Origin of the sequence: Pseudomonas allokribbensis, from assembly GCF_014863605.1 — a bacterium.
GTDB classification, from domain to species: Bacteria; Pseudomonadota; Gammaproteobacteria; order Pseudomonadales; family Pseudomonadaceae; genus Aquipseudomonas; species Aquipseudomonas allokribbensis.
This window is the reverse complement of record NZ_CP062252.1, coordinates 5,758,021-5,773,179: the sequence shown is the minus strand read 5'-3', so window position 1 is coordinate 5,773,179 and position 15,159 is coordinate 5,758,021. Positions and strand designations below refer to the sequence as shown.

The following is a 15,159-nucleotide window of genomic DNA, read 5'->3' as shown; positions in this document are numbered from 1 at the left end:
TTGAAACGCCCTACAGCGTGATCGTTTCGGGCGGAAAGACGATGTCGTCGGAAAAAATGTCCTGTCCTGTCGGCAATTCGATAACGCGTTTGCCGGCTGTCGCCACCTCATCGATCAGCACGTCATATTCGTCCCGGTTCAACTCTCCTGCCCGAGTGCGGGCTTCGATGGCGTCGGCAGGGTTCTGATGTGATCCGGTGACGTGTGTCAGCGCCTGCAAATAGATATCTTCCACTGTCGCCGCACGGGTCATGCCTGAGTTGACCAGCCAGACGCGCCTCGACGTGAAGCCGATCGACGACATCGAAACATGGCCCTCCATCCTCATGCTCGGGAACCATGTTTTGCCTTCCGCGGGGCTTCGGTCGAGCCGCGTCGGGTTGTAGACGCGATTATCCTGCCCCGCAACGACCTCCACATTGCGGGTGTCGAGCAAGTAGCAAAACCGGATGCGCTGAGCGTGGGGCGTCGAAGTGCCGCTGGTTGTCTGTGACGGTTCCTTGCCTGTCACTCCCCTGGTTTCATTTGCAAAATCCATGGCGGTCTTGAGGCTGAACATTGCACTGACGGGTATCTCGCTCGTGGCGCCCACGGCCGATACCACGCGCGGGACCATGGCAGCGGGCCGGGCTATTTCGAAAGGTGTCCGGTCATCCACTTTGAACACGGCGGGAATGTCGGTTCTGTACAGATAATTGTGCTTGTTGCGTTTGAAGCCGCTGAGGCGCAGCAATTCTTGAAAGAAGGGTTCGGTCAGACTGGCCTTCAGCAGGCTGGTACCTTCTCCCTGATTTCTCAGCTGGATGATTTCAGCATCGATTTCCGGCAGAAACGGATCGAAGAGTTTTTCGTTGGTTACCAGTCGCGAGCGATGTTGATGGGTCCTGACCCACACGGGCACCTCATCATTGATGAGACTCTTGAACTGACCTGTTGGCGACAGCTCCTTGCACAATCGCTCCAGTTGCTGAACGGAAAGATTGTAGGGCTGGAATCGGGCGAGGATTTGCTCTCGTGATTTGAGTGGAGAGTCAGGATTGGTCCACAGCCGCAGATAGTCGATCAGTTGTTCACGCTGGGAAGGGTATTCCCGTTGTTTGACCCAGCCAGGCGGTTTCTGATGGAGCGCAACGTCCTGACGAAAGCGCACGATGTCCGGCCCTTCGATCCTGTAAAGGTTCCAGATATCGATGTCCCGCCAGAAGGGACGCAGAACATTCTCTTTGTAGATCGGATAATTGGTGGGTTTGACGACAGTCAGTCTCGCACCTTCACGAAATGCCAGTTGGGTGAGCGGTCCATGATTGTCATCCAGGCCAGGCTTACGCTGCATCTCGACATAACCATGGTAATTCGATTTGTCGAGATCCCAGGTGTAGTAGCGCTGATCACCGTAGGGAAGCGTGGCGTCTGTTGTCCTGGACATGTCGGGTGTTGATGGACGTGGAGACGGTGAGCCGGGTGTCGGCAGGTTTGGCAACGGCGTTTTCGGGCCGGATGTGCTGCGGTGCAAGGTGACGGATTCGAGGTGTTCTGCCCATTGGGCGGGAGTACGGTTCTGATGGCTCAGGAGGCTGTTGAACATGCCGCGCTCCATGTCCATACCAGACCAGCGGTACAGCTCGTCAAACAGGTAGGCGTTCTCCATCCGTTGCGCCCGAACGGTCGCCCACAGAGGTTTTTTGCCGGTGCTGTGCGCTTCGGTGCGAAAACGGGTGATTTCTGCGCCCTGTATCCCGTAGAGATCCCAGAGGTCGCGGTCTGTCCAGGCTGGTAGTAGTTCGGCGGGTTGATCGATTCGCGAGGCGGAAGGTTCAACACTGACAAACGAGCCGTTGTCGTCGATGAACGCATGATGCAGCAACGGCCCGACCGAGTCGTCCCGGCGCATTTTTCGGTGCATGACCACATAACCATGATGATTGGCGGCGGCGTTGTTCCATACGTAGTGTTGGGTGTCGACGTATGTCGCTGCAGTATTCGGCGGCGTCAGGGCCGGTCCCGGCAGGTGGGGTTGGGGTGTTTGTGTCGGGTTACTGCCGGCGTTGTCAGCCTGCCGGTGTACCGTTGATTCGATGGTATGACTGACAATCTGCGGCTCGCCGACCCGCCAGGTATTGCTCTCGGCGTCGAAATGCAGGACGGGACCCGAAGGTTGCAGTTCCTGTGGGCGCATGGCTCGGTAGGTTCCGAGACCTTCGTCCCAGGCCACCATGACAGTCGTGGTCGTGGTGTACTGAACCTCGGCATAGATGCGTCCCCTGTGGACGCGCAATCCTTCTGTATTGACGGCAGGCAGTAGATTTCTCACCTGTGTCGACAGCTCATAGTGGCGGATCGATTCGGTCGAGCGAGCGTTGCTGGCTAAGCCTCCCTGACTGTTTCCGACCGGATTGATCAAGTCTTGAATCTGTATCGCAGACAAGGTGTCACTGGAAGAGTGCGCCGCTGGCGTCTCTGAAGGGCGGACTGTAGTGACTGTTTCTGCGGATCGAATAGCTCCCGAGATGCCCTGATGTGGAGTCAATGGAGTTTCTGGTGCCGACCTGTCGAGGGTGGGATGGGGTTTGCTGGTGCCTTTGGACGTTTTTGTTTGCGGTGCCATCAAGGATTCCTTTCATTGATTGCCTGACGTGGGGCTGAGCCATTTCGTAACGCAATGGCTGCAGACGCAGGCGTGCCGGAGGGCACGTTATCGATGAAAGGAAAGGGGCACGTGGTAGATAGTTACGACACGAGGGTTGATTCGATGCAGTTCATTTCAGATGTCAGGCAGTTCAACGCAAGATCTTGAACGTCATTGGTAATGACTGACCGGATCCGCGTTGAACCGCTGTGACGAGTGAGCTTACTTGCCGAGCTTTCTCAATTCATCCGACTCGACGATTCGCACTCCGTCCTGTTCCTCAAGCGCCAGCCGCCACATGGCCCGGGCCAGTTGGCAGGCTTCGATGCCGCGGTATTTGCCGGGAATCAGTTTCGAAAACGGTGCAGCAAGCTGCTCGCCAAGCCGTGGCTCGCTGCGATCCCCCAGCAACAACGAAGGCCGGCAGATGGTCAGTTGTGGCCAGTCCTGCGCGCGCAAGGCGTGTTCCATCTCGCCTTTGACCTTGTTGTAGAAAATCGAGGATCGGCGATCAGCCCCCAGGGCACTGATCACGATCAGGTGCCGTGCGCCCATTTCCCGGGCGCGTTTGGCGAACGCCACGACCATGTCCAGATCCACGGCGCGGAACGCTTCTTCGGAGCCGGCCTGTTTGATGGTGGTGCCGAGGCAGCAATAGGCGATGTCGACGCGACCGGCCAGTTGCGGCAGGAAGGTCTGCGGGTCGCCGACCGGGTTTTCCAGATGGGGATGTTCGGCCAGCGGCCGGCGTGAAGGGGCCAGGACGCGAGTGATCGTCGGTTCGTTGAGCAAACGGTCGAGCAGGTGTTCACCGGTCAGCCCGGTGGCTCCGGCAAGCAAGACATGCTGAGGCGTCAAGTACATAGTGTCTCTCCCTTGATACTGTTCAGCTTAGTTGCTCTTTGTCGCTCCGTCGTTCAACGCAGCACTTTGCAACGCTTTTCTCGCTTGCTGCTTGCGCAACAGTTGCCAATGCGCCAGCACTGTTTTCGGCGCCCAGATCTGCGGTTCCGAGGCTTCGAAGTTGTCCGCCAGTTCGCGCTCGGCAACAGTGGCCTTGGCCAGTTTGAAGGCTTGCTCCAGATCATCGGTCTGGTTCAGCGCCTGGGCAAACAGGGCATCGCCGAAGTAGGTGAAGTTGGCCTCCTCGGAGCAACCGAACGAGACCCGGTCGGCGCGCGAGGCAGTCATGATCAGCGTGCGTTCGTCCTTCAGCGCCGGAATGAAACCACCGGAATAGCACGAGGAGATGACAATGATCTTGTCGCGGTTCTTCAGCGGTGCGAGCACGGCGGCGAGTTCGTCGGCAGGCAGGTCGGCCAGTTCCATGCGCGGCTGGTCGAGCACCAGTTCGTGTTCGGCGGTGCCGTGGCTGGTCAGGTAGATGAATACCAGATCTTCCGGGCCGCTGCGTTCGGCCAGGGTCAACGCCGCGCGGCGCAGATTTTCGCGGGTGGCCATCGGCCGGTCACCGAGGTGGTCGCGATGGTTGACCAGGCGGATCTGGCCAAAGGCGCCGAAGCGGCTGGCGAGCATGTTGGCCACGTAATCGGACTCACGCAGGAACACGCTCTGTTTGCCGTCGCCGCCGAGGGTCAGGGAGTACAACTCCACCGCCGGGGTCGAGGCTGGCACATTGGCCAGCGCTTCCTCGAGCAGGCGGCCCTGGGCCAACAGGCCAAGTTCGAGCGTATCGGGCAACAATTTGCCGTCGGCGTCGCGCACGCGCTGGCCGTTGATCCAGGTGCCGCTGAGCACGCTGCCGTCAGTCAGCACCAGCGTGCCTCGGCCCGCATAACTGTCGCTGTCGAACCCGCCGATGTAGAAACTGCCGTCGGACAGGTTCAGTCGGCCCTGACCGCTGAAGCGCCAGTCATTGAAGTAGCCGGTGTAATGGCTGCCGTCGGCGCCGATCAACTCGCCCTTGCCGGTCAGCGCGCCTTCCTTGAACTGGCCGAGCCAGACGTCGCCGTCGGCGTTTTCGTAGCGGCCCTTGCCGTGTAGCTGATTGTTCTTGAAGCCGCCGACATAGATGTCGCCGTCGGCGCTGTTGAAGGTGCCGTTGCCTTCGAGCTGGCCGTTCACGAAATGGCCGGTGAACTGATTGCCGCTGGCATCGCCGCGCTGGCCCTCACCGTTGGGTTTGCCGTTTGCGAACTGGCCTTGATAGGAGCTGCCGTCGTCCAGCTCCAGGCGGCCGAGCCCGGAATACTGGTCGGCCTTGAATTCGCCGCGATAGGTCATCGCGTTTTCTTTGAGGGTGCCTTCGCCTTCGCGTCGGCCGAGCTTGAAGCCGCCGGTGTAGCTGCCACCGTGGGTGGTCAGTGTGCCCTGGCCGTCGAACAGGCCTTGCTGGAAATTCCCGCGATAAACCTCGCCGTTGCTGCCGTGCCATTCGCCCTGACCGTGCCACTGGCCCTTGTCGAACTCGCCCGCGTACCAACTGCCGTTCGGGTAGTCGACCCGGCCCTGGCCTTGCAGCAGACCGTTGACCAGCTCGCCGCGATAGCGTCCGCCATCAGGCAGGCGCGCATCCGGGGGCAACAGCGATTCGCCATCGCCGCAAGCGGTGAGCATCAGGGTCAAGGCAAGCGGTGCAAGAGCAGCGAGTGAGCGCATAGCGGGATCCGGGCAATTAGGCGACCGAGTATGCCGCAGCTATGTGACCTTATACAGCCGGCAGAGGGGAGTGGATGCGAAACAGCGTGAGCCGCTTCGCATCCCGGCACTCAGACGAAGCAGAGCGACAGCGGTTCGGCGATGTAGGCCGGTTTGTCCGAGCCTTCGATCTCCAGGGTGGCGGTGGCCTTGAGCAGCCACTGGCCAGGTTTCTTCTCGGTCACTTCACCGAGATCGACCTTGAGCCGGACTTTGGAATTGACCTTGACCGGCTGGATGAAACGCACGCTGTCCAGGCCGTAGTTGACCACCATCTTCACGCCTTGCGGCAGGATCAGGATGTCTTCCATCAGTTTGGGGATCAGCGACAACGACAGGAAACCGTGTGCAATGGTGCTGCCAAATGGCGTTTGCGCGGCTTTGACCGGGTCGACATGGATGAACTGATAATCCCCGGTGGCTTCGGCGAACAGGTTGATGCGCTCCTGATCGATAGTGAGCCATTCGGAACGTCCGAGTTCCTTGCCGACATAATCTTTGAGCTCTGCAACTGGAACATAGGGCATTGAGACTCTCCTTGGGTTCATCGGTTTTATAGTTTTTCAGGTGGGGGATTTGACCGCCCTGCGAACCACTGTAGATCATCATGACGATTTGCTCAGGTCAACCGACCATGCTTTTGGCGAATGCCGATCCATAGCGCTGGCGTGCTTATAATGCCCGGCCCGTGCTTGGCGGGATGTCGGACGGAGATGACGGATGTTGCTACGCGGCCTGACCATGCTGGTGCTGTTTCAATTGCTCGGCACCGCCCTCAATCATTTGCTGTTGCCGGTGCTGCCGGGGCCGATCATCGGCCTTTTGCTGTTGCTGGTGTTCCTGATCGTGCGCGGTGAAGTCGGCGAGCCGCTGAATCTCGCCGCCGGCAGTCTGTTGCGTTATCTGCCGTTGCTGCTGGTGCCGCCGGCGGTGGGCGTGATGGTTTACGCCACGGCCATTGCCGCCGATTTCTGGGCCATCGTCGGTGCGCTGGTGGTCTCACTGATTCTGTCCATGGCCTTCGCCGGTGTGCTGATGCAACGGCTGGTCAAGCGTCACGCCCCGCATTCGGAGGAATCCTGATGCTGTTCGATTGGCAAGGTGCCTGGGCTTCGGTGATTCACCATCCACTGTTCGGCATCGGTATCACCCTGGGGGCTTATCAACTGGTGTTGGCGGCGTTCGAGAAAACCCGCTGGATTTTCCTGCAACCGGTGCTGGTCTCCATGCTGTTGGTGATCGGTGTGCTGGTGGGTTGCGGCCTGACTTATGTCGAGTACCGCAAGAGCACCGAGATCCTCAGCATTCTGCTGGGCCCGGCGACCGTGGCACTGGCCGTGCCGCTGTATCTGAATCTGCGGCGCATCCGCCAATTGTTCTGGCCGATTTTTACTACGCTGGTGATAGGCGGGGTGGTCGCCACGGGCATGGGCGTGGCGCTGGGCTGGTGGTTCGGTGCCGATCACATGATCCTGATGACCATGGCGCCCAAGTCGGTGACCTCGCCGATCGCCATGCTGGTAGCCGAGCAGATCGGTGGCGTCGCGGCGCTGGCCGCGGTGTTCGTGTTGATCACCGGGGTGATCGGCGCGATCTTCGGTCCGGCCCTGTTGACCCGCCTCGGGGTACACAGCCCGGAGGCGCGCGGCATGGCGCTGGGCATGACGGCGCATGCGGTCGGTACGTCGGTGGCGTTGCAGGAAAGCGATGAGTGCGGCGCCTTCGCGGCGCTGGCGATGAGTCTGATGGGCGTGGCCACGGCGGTGTTCCTGCCGTTGGCGGTGTCGATGGTGGTGTAAGGAAATGTCTATGAGTCTGCCGCTTTTTCCGCTGAACACGGTGCTGTTTCCCGGCTGCAACCTGGATTTGCAGATCTTCGAGGCACGCTACCTGGACATGATCGGTCGCTGCATGAAGCAGGGCGGCGGATTCGGCGTGGTGTGCATCCTTGAAGGCAGCGAAGTCGGCATCGCCCCCGAAGGTTTCGCCATGGTCGGCTGCGAAGCGCGCATCACCGATTTCCAGCAGCAGGACAACGGACTGCTGGGCATCCGGGTGCAGGGCGGGCGCCGGTTCATCGTGCAGCGCACCGAAGTGCAGCGCGATCAACTGATCGTCGCCGAAGTCGAGTGGCTGGACGACGAACCCGAGCAACCCTTGCAGGATGAAGACGCCGATCTGGTGGCGCTGCTCAAGGCCCTGGCCGAGCACCCGATGGTCGAGGCGCTGAACATGGGCATCGAAGCGGCCGGGCAGCAATCACTGGCCAATCAGTTGGCGTATCTGCTGCCGTTCGCCGAGGAAGACAAGATCGACCTGCTGCAACTCGACGACCCACAGCAGCGACTGGATGCGATCCAGGCGCTGCTCGATGAATTGCAGGGCGAGTTGTTCGCTTAAGACGCGTTCAGGTTATTCGGGCCAGACGATGTCGTTGGCGAACCAGTCCTTGCCGCTCGGCAGTGAAAGGATCGGCTTGCCTGCCCTGGCCACCGCATCGATCAAGGCATCGTATTCACGTTGATTGGCCACGCCGCTGTGGGTCCGCGCCTCGATGTCGCTGCCGATGTAGCTGCTTTGGGCTTCAGCGGCGACATCATCGACCTTCGCCGCACGGGTGAAGGTCGAGTCCAGCAGCCAGAGACGCTCCGATTCAATGCCCCGCTTCGACGTGGAAATCAACGCTTCGAGTTCGTCTTCGGGAAACCAGGCACTTTTTTCCAGCGCAGCCAGATTGAGCAGGTGGTTCTCTTCGTTGAGGACCACTTCCATCCTTCGTGTATCAATGACGTAAGAGAAGATGAACTGCTGATCGTGGCGGATCGTCTCGTAATTGCGTTCGGAATCCAGCTCTATGTCTGAAACATCGGACCAGTCGTTATCGGAGTTCCCCGAATCGTTGTCCGATTCACCCGGTTTCCTGCCGGGATATATGTTTCTCTGACTGTTGTAACGCAGGTACTCCGGATCGGGAGCGTCGGTGCCCCTGCCGCCATACATCTTGACCAGTTGGTGGCTGACCGTGGCACTGATCGGTTTCTCGGTCGTGGCGCCGCGCGGGTGTTTCAGGCGAGGCAGCATGCGTCCGTCGTTGTAGAACTCGAACGGGGTGCGCTCATCGGCCCTGAACAGGCCCGGAATATCGGTGCGGTACAGGCAGTCGCTGCTGTTGCGCAGGTAACCGAGTCGGGTCAGAAAGGCATCGAGAAATTCGCGGGTGACACTTTTGTCGAAGTCGACCAGGTTGCTGCGCAGTGTTCCGTTCCTCACGGGCAAAAGCAGCGGTTCGATTTCATCGTGCAGTTGATCGAAGCGGCTCGAGTCGTTCTCGTCCCGGGAGCGCAAGTGATGCTGCTCGGCCCACTCCGGCATCACTCGCGGATCGGTGATCAGATCGTTGTGTAACTGGATGTGTTGCCGTGGCGACAGGTTGTAGGAACGCAGCAGCTCAACGCGCTGGCCGAGCGTCATCAGCGGGTACATCGTGAGCAATGAGTCATTCAACAGTTGAGTGGTCGCTTCATGCGCAGATAGCGGAGTGGTCAGCGGTTGTTTGGCCGGCAGTCGGGTATCGATGTCATTGATCTGCGGCCCGGGGCGTTTCAAAGGGATGTGTGAGTCCGGGCTCCAGGTTGACTCACCGGCATTTCTGTAGAGCACCGGTCCGGGGGACAACTTCTTGTATAAGTCCATTGCCCGATAGCTACCCAGGTTCGTATCGAATTCCACGTACACCGTGCCGCTGTCTTTCACATCGACGAATGTGCGTCCGACGATATAGCGCAGGCCGTCCTCGTTGGCCGGTTGCATGTTGCGCAACAAGCCGGGATTCAACAGGTAGCTGTTCAAGCCAGTCGCTGTTTCACGGGTAGCGACCGGGAGGTCGGATACCTCGATTCCTGGCCGTTCGGACGTGCCTGCTGGCGGCGTTGCGTATCCCGGGGTTCGGTTATGCAGGGCTGTCAGGTCAGTCAACGAATGAGGTAACGGCGAATCTTGAACATGGGGTCTCAACCGTGGTGGTTGAGTGAGCGAGTCGACGGACGTGCTGCCTTTGGGAGATGTGGGTAGCGAGGGTGGTTTAGGTCGCATGGTGTCATTCCTTGACGATGATCAGGTGCTCGACAGGGATCGAGCGGGACGGAGTGGATTCGGAACTCCAGACGTTAGTGACAACGTTGTATGAAATCTTGTCGGTAGCGGTCTCGCTCAGGCGAATGTTGTGAACCGACACTTCGTCGGACTCAAGCTCTTCACGCAGTTGATGCCCACGAACGTCCAGGGCGATGGCCTGAACCGATGTGTAGGCTCGTGCATCGATGGCGCACAGACCGATCACCTCGAACAGTGCATTGATCCGATAGCGGTTTCCCGAGGAGACCACGACTTCGATGGTTTCCAGTGGCAGCTGCGGATCGTTGCTGTCAGGCAGTTGAATCCAGATGCTGCCGATCCTGAGCAGGTTGTCCTTGATGGTGAGGTCGCGGTGCGTGATCCGCTCCTGTAAATGTTGTGTGTGAATGACCCAGGTGGAAGAACCCGAAACGCTGGCGTCTGCTTCTGTCGTAGACAGGCGGATGGACGTTGCGCTGGCGGGGAACAGCTCATAGCGCGCGGATCGCCCTTTCAGCCAGTAGGTCGCGTTGTGCTCGGCTGTCTGAAAGTCGACCCGCTGCGGAGTCGACTTCAAGATGCGTTCCTCGACAGAGGGCCGGACGAAAAGGTACTGGCCTGCCCGCTCCCTCAATGAGGCGCGGCTTTGCAGGACGGTATAACCCGGCTTTTTTGCATCGTCGAAATACGAATTGCGGGGGACGTCGAGGTGATAGGAGACACCGTCCCGCATGATCAGCGTCAGGGGGTGATCCACTTGCCAGCCCGAGGCCATGATGCTGGCACCCATGTTGCTTTTGCGACCCGGTTTTTCTTTAACGGCACCGTGCAAGGAGAGCAGGCCACCCTGGTGGAACGTGAGGGTGAAGTGGACGTTCGTGTAGCTGAGGAAGGTGAAGGCATTCTGTTTTGTCTGGCTGACGACGTAGACGGCCCGCACTTCGTCGATTTCCGTGCTGTCGCGGTCGACGTAAAGAGTGCTTCGGGTCGGCTTTTCGTGTGGCGTTGCCACCAGGGTCGTGTGATGGATCTGACGGGAGACGAAATAGTATGAGTGCGGTTTGTTCGAAGTCTTGCAAGGGCGACCAGTGACCGGCACCGGAGAGGTCTTGGACACGCCGGCAGTCAGGACGGTGACACTCACGGCCAGGTCGGTCAGGTCCGGTGTATCAACCGGCCATGCCGGCTGCAGGTGGTAGCCGTCCTGCGTGATGAACATCCACTTGTCGTTACGCAGAGAACGCTTGCCATCGACCGTCCGGTACACCGCCTCCAGCGCCAGTTCCCGCATCGGCGACTGGATGTCATCGTCGCGCAGTGACTCAATGACCAGCGCGTCATTGCGCACGTACCAGCGCTGGATGGCTTCAAGCGTCACGCCCAGATAGACCTTGCTCGGTTCCTGGCCATCCTCGTGGAGGGAAACCTTGAGGCAGTTCGGGGCAATTTCGTAGGTATCGCTGCCGCGGCCTCCATTGACGGTGCCATGAAGGCCGCGGACGGAGATGCGGTCATCGCCGGCCCCGGCATCGACGCGGTCATCGCCATTGGCGGCAATGGTGTCGGCGTAGTCGGAACCGGTCACGCGGTTGAGCGCGCCGGCCAGTGTCTCGATCTTTTCGATGGACTTGAATGTTGAATGCAGCACCGGTTCAGCCGCCGGGTCTGCAGGACGCACCGCCAGCCTGCCGTTTTGCAGATCGATGTCAAAACCGATATGGCGCGGTGGGTGAGCGCCATGGTCTTCGTGCCGGTGTTTGCCTTGAAGCCACAGCAGGTCGGTTCCGTCACCGCCGGACAGCTCACTGACGGTGGTCGGGTCGTCAGACAGCGCTTCGGATGCCGACTGAAACAGAAAGGAGTCATCCTTGTTGCCGCCGTCGAGGGTTTTACGGCCGTTGGCATAGCTGAAGAAGTTCGGCTTGTCCTCAACGCCTTGCACCGTGTCATGGCCGCCGCCCAGGTTCCAGAAGACCCCTTTTTCCGGGTCATTTTTCGTCTTGGTGATGACGGCATCCGACTCTGATAACCCTTTCTTCGCATCGTAGGTGTCATTCGTGTCGCTGATGACAGGGCGATTTTCGCTGGTATAGGGCGTTTCGCCTTTGCTTTCATCCCATTGGAAACGATAAAGGCGAGTCGGCTGCAACGTAACCTCGAAACGGCCATTGACGATCACGTCGACACTTTCCTTGAACTCATTTTCGAGCCAGTCGAGGCTGCGGGTCTTCAAGGCTTTGGCGTAATCGCTCGTGGTTTTGGCGATCAGGTGGCGATCCATCAGCGCCTTGTCCTGGTCCTGCCCGGTGAATGCAAACCAGCCGGCACGCCAGCGTTCGTGCACGGTCAGCTCGATGTAGTCGTCGATATCGTCGACCATGCGCGCGGCGCCGTAGATTCGGGCACCGACAATCATGATCGCCGCTGCCGCAATCCCCACCGGGCCTGCTGCCTGAAAGCCCATCAGCGCTGCACAGCCTAGGGCGATGGACAGTGCGCCGCTGAATACGCTCAGTCCGCCGGTGACATACAGATCCTGAGCTTCCTTGCCCTGGACCTTGGCGGCATCGTTGAAGGATTTGATGGCGGTGTAGATGTCGAAGGGCAGCGTCAGCACGCTGGCGACCAGGCCTGCGCCCCGGCACAGCCATTTGCCCATGGTGGTCTTGCCGAATTGCTCAAGGGCCATGGAGCCCTGACGGATCATCTGTTCACCGGTCTTGTTCAGTGCGTATTCGAAGCCCAATGAGGTGATCTCGGCGAGAGCCCCCCCCACATTGATCAGCACTTCTCCCGTCTCGCCTTTCTTGAGGGCGTCGATTGCACCCTGGTAGGCGCTGTACAGTCCGTACGCCTGTAGCCCCACGCCCACGCTGGTCATGCCGCGACTCTTGGCCTTGTCGACCCAACTCGGCAGATGTTCGGGCAGCGGGCTCCTGTGGATATCCAGCTGTTGAGTGGCGATCAGAAGTTTGCTGATTTTCTGTATGGGTTGCTCATTGTCACTTGCGGGCATTTCACGCAGCAGTGGGGTTGCATCGGGGGAGCGCAGCGTGGCGATTTCGTAGAGTAACTCCGGTACCCGTTGGCGCTCCTGGCCATCGGCGGACTTGATCCGTTGCTCAACCTGGGCGGGATCGAACTCCAGCCCATCGGTAAAGGCCTGATCGGGCTCGGGGAAGTACGTGTTGGCCGCTGTAATAGCCTCGCCGTTGACCCGGGCCCCCAGCGCCTGAAGTGTCTGGCGGCTCACGGTCAGCTCGCCAAATCGCATGGCCCCGAACAGTTTGTCCAGATCGTTCAGGTCGGGAACTTTACCGGACGGTGCATCGGTTTTGGCCGTTGCCGAGTTTGACGGAATGTTAATGTCGGAAATTGTTATGGGGGCTGTAAGAATAGTTTCAGAGTTGATGTTAAAAGGTTTGGCCAAGATCAATGCTCATTGATGAAATGTTGAGCGACTTTGGCATGATTGTTGGTTGTGTTCAGTTGTTATTGTTTTTCCGATTGTATTGTTGTTTTTTGTATTGTGTTTGAAGTGGTCTGCTGAGCGTTTTTCATTTAGCGTTGAAGTCGACTCGCAGGAAGCAAGTTACATTATCAAGGAGAATGGCATGACGATTTATGAAGATGAATGGGCGTTCTGGGATGATATTGCCGGGAAGTATATTTTCAAGCATGCGGGCGTTGATCTTAATACCGACATTGTCCTCAAGGCCGCCAGTTACTACGCAGACTCAATGGTGCTTGAGCGCCGCAAGCGCAAGCGTGTGAAGAACGATTCTGGCCAGGGGAAGTCGACGGCCTGAAAGTAAGGTTTTATTCGGTGCGTGATCTGGTTGTTAATAACAAGAGTGTTGTCATATGTCTGATGCAAATAATATTATCTTTACCGGGCATCTGTTCGCGGGTGGGCTTCCACTGGTACTCAACTATCAAGTCATGGAGCAGCGTTTAAAACATCCCCGGATCACGACGGGGCAGCGATTGAATGCCGAGATTTCTCTGAATGATGAAGTCAGATCGCCAATCCTGACGCTTGCAGATCATGATGATGCCGAACCGCTGTTGTTGGAGTTTGTTCCGGATTATCAGGGGCGTTATACCCTCAATGTCAAAACGCCCGGGCGTTACTTTAATTGGCGACTGCGACTTGATCAAAGTACCCGGCATCTTCTGGCAGCAGAGAGTGTCGGCAGTTCCTTTGAACTCGAAACGTATGCCGGAAAGCTCAAATCGTTTGGCGACCTGCCGTCCAATCCGGTTTCTGTAGCGCTGTTCAGTGTCGAGAAGAAAATGCGCCTGTTTCAGCATGAAACGAAGGAGGGGCTCACGTACTTCCTGGACAGGAATCCGAACGACACCGGGCACAATGCCTACAACCCTTCGTCGGTGTCGTTCGTCTTGAGGACCAATCCTTCAGCTCTGATGTCTTGTGCCTAGTACGAATAGCGCAACAAGGTATGCGGCAAGTGTCGAAGCACAAAGAAGCCGAACAGAGCGACAAGCGCCGGCAACACCAGCCACCAGACTTTCTGCGGCATCGCTTCAAGGGGGGAGCGGCGCTGAATCAGCCACAGGCTCGCGGCGCAGACACAGGCGGCAAGCATTGCACCGGCCAGCACATCGGTTGGCCAGTGTGCCCCCAGGTACACCCGTGACAAGGCAATCGCCAGTGCCGGAATGCAGCCGACCAACAGCCAGGTCAGTCGCATTCTTGGCGGTTGCCCGCGTCCGGCCAGCACGGCCAGGGTCAGGAACAGCGCGAACGATCCGGACGCATGGCCGCTGGGCATGCTGTAGCTGGTCAACGGGTCGGTCAGCACCTCCGGGCGTACCCGGGCGAAAAACAGTTTGGTCCCGGTGTTGGCCAGCGCGGTGACGAGCAGGGTACTGCCGGCGAAGATTGCCTGACGCCACTGGCGGCACAGCAGCAACAGGCCGGTCAGCAAAATGCTGAACACCAGCATGTTGCGGAACTCGCCGATCAAGGTAAAGACCACCGCGACCTCGTCGAGCACCGCGTTGCGGTGTTCCTGTACAAGGGTCATGACGCCCTGATCGAGCGCAGTCAGGTACGGGTAACCGATGAACAGACCGATCAGAATCAACAGGCTCATGCTGCTGATCCAGATTGTTGCCCGACGATGGCGGCGCAGGCTGCTGTTGGCACTCAGGCCGACCATCACCGCAATGCTGGCGGCGACGATCCCGGCCTGCAGCCAGAAGCCTTCCGGCAATGGCAGACGAATCGCCGCCCCGGTGGCCCAGCCCGGTAGCAGGTACGCGATGCTCCAGCCCGCCGCCGCCAGCAGACTCACGGCCGCGAAGCGCGGGAAGGGCATGTCGCACATCCCGGCCACCATCGGCAGCATCGGTCGCAACGGGCCGATGAACCGTCCGACCAGCAGGCTGGCGATACCGTAGCGCTGGAAGTAGGTTTCTGCGCCGGCCATCCATTCCGGATGATGGCGCAGGCCCGGCAGGCGCCGGATGTTCTGATGGAAGTGGCGGCCGAGGAAATACGAAATCACGTCGCCGAGAATCCCGCCGAGGAAACCCAGCAACAGGGTTTCGCTCAACGACAGCGCACCGCTGCCGGCCAGCACTGCCACGGCAAACAGCAACACGGTGCCGGGAACAATCAGCCCGGCAATCGCCAGGCACTCGACGAAGGCCACGAGGAACACCGCAGCGGCCAGCCACTGCGGATTGGCGGCCAGCCACCCGGTCACGCTATCGAGCCATGGGCCCATACAACA

The 15,159-nt window shown here is 59.1% G+C and carries 12 protein-coding genes; 5 read left to right on the top strand and 7 right to left on the bottom strand.

Annotated features, from left to right (window positions below; genetic code table 11):
• Positions 1-10: 10 nt before the first annotated feature.
• The 4 genes from IF199_RS26515 to IF199_RS26500 all read right to left on the bottom strand — a co-directional run bounded on the left by IF199_RS26515 (position 11) and on the right by IF199_RS26500 (position 5,811).
• Positions 11-2,605 (bottom strand): hypothetical protein, encoded by a 2,595-nt coding sequence (locus IF199_RS26515; RefSeq protein WP_192559081.1) that lies wholly within the window; start codon positions 2,603-2,605, stop codon positions 11-13.
• 243 nt (positions 2,606-2,848) lie between these two features.
• A complete protein-coding gene (locus IF199_RS26510; protein ID WP_096820775.1) occupies positions 2,849-3,490 on the bottom strand; it encodes an oxidoreductase in 642 nt (213 codons plus the stop codon).
• A gap of 27 nt (positions 3,491-3,517) precedes the next feature.
• On the bottom strand, positions 3,518-5,245 hold the full coding sequence (locus IF199_RS26505; RefSeq protein WP_192559080.1) for a C13 family peptidase: 1,728 nt from the start codon (positions 5,243-5,245) through the stop codon (positions 3,518-3,520).
• A 110-nt stretch (positions 5,246-5,355) separates the two neighbouring features.
• A complete protein-coding gene (locus IF199_RS26500; RefSeq protein WP_007909575.1) occupies positions 5,356-5,811 on the bottom strand; it encodes a MaoC family dehydratase in 456 nt (151 codons plus the stop codon).
• A gap of 193 nt (positions 5,812-6,004) precedes the next feature.
• On the opposite strand from IF199_RS26500, the gene IF199_RS26495 reads away from it, so the two are divergent.
• The 3 genes from IF199_RS26495 to IF199_RS26485 are packed head-to-tail and all read left to right on the top strand — an operon-like array spanning position 6,005 to position 7,684.
• Complete coding sequence (locus IF199_RS26495; RefSeq protein WP_007958636.1) at positions 6,005-6,367, top strand: CidA/LrgA family protein; 363 nt, start codon at positions 6,005-6,007, stop codon at positions 6,365-6,367.
• On the top strand, positions 6,367-7,083 hold the full coding sequence (locus tag IF199_RS26490) for an LrgB family protein (RefSeq protein ID WP_096820777.1): 717 nt from the start codon (positions 6,367-6,369) through the stop codon (positions 7,081-7,083). Before IF199_RS26495 ends, IF199_RS26490 begins: the two co-directional genes overlap by 1 nt.
• 10 nt (positions 7,084-7,093) lie before the next feature.
• On the top strand, positions 7,094-7,684 hold the full coding sequence (locus IF199_RS26485) for an LON peptidase substrate-binding domain-containing protein (protein WP_192559079.1): 591 nt from the start codon (positions 7,094-7,096) through the stop codon (positions 7,682-7,684).
• A 12-nt stretch (positions 7,685-7,696) separates the two neighbouring features.
• Here IF199_RS26485 and IF199_RS26480 read toward each other — a convergent pair whose 3' ends face one another.
• Both IF199_RS26480 and IF199_RS26475 read right to left on the bottom strand, forming a co-directional pair.
• Positions 7,697-9,133, bottom strand: a complete 1,437-nt coding sequence (locus IF199_RS26480) for a hypothetical protein (protein ID WP_244142416.1) — start codon at positions 9,131-9,133, stop codon at positions 7,697-7,699.
• A gap of 247 nt (positions 9,134-9,380) precedes the next feature.
• The gene (locus IF199_RS26475; RefSeq protein WP_244142415.1) at positions 9,381-12,827 is read right to left on the bottom strand and encodes a calcium-binding protein; all 3,447 of its coding nucleotides are present in this window, start codon (positions 12,825-12,827) and stop codon (positions 9,381-9,383) included.
• Positions 12,828-13,011: 184 nt separating this feature from the next.
• Between IF199_RS26475 and IF199_RS26470 the strand changes: the two genes are divergently transcribed.
• A complete protein-coding gene (locus IF199_RS26470; protein ID WP_192559077.1) occupies positions 13,012-13,206 on the top strand; it encodes a hypothetical protein in 195 nt (64 codons plus the stop codon).
• 55 nt (positions 13,207-13,261) lie between these two features.
• Positions 13,262-13,840, top strand: coding sequence for a hypothetical protein (locus IF199_RS26465; RefSeq protein WP_192559076.1), 579 nt, complete (start codon positions 13,262-13,264; stop codon positions 13,838-13,840).
• Here IF199_RS26465 and IF199_RS26460 read toward each other — a convergent pair.
• Complete coding sequence (locus tag IF199_RS26460; protein WP_192559075.1) at positions 13,837-15,153, bottom strand: bifunctional DedA family/phosphatase PAP2 family protein; 1,317 nt, start codon at positions 15,151-15,153, stop codon at positions 13,837-13,839. The two genes, IF199_RS26465 and IF199_RS26460, sit on opposite strands and share 4 nt — an antisense overlap.
• Positions 15,154-15,159: the final 6 nt, after the last annotated feature.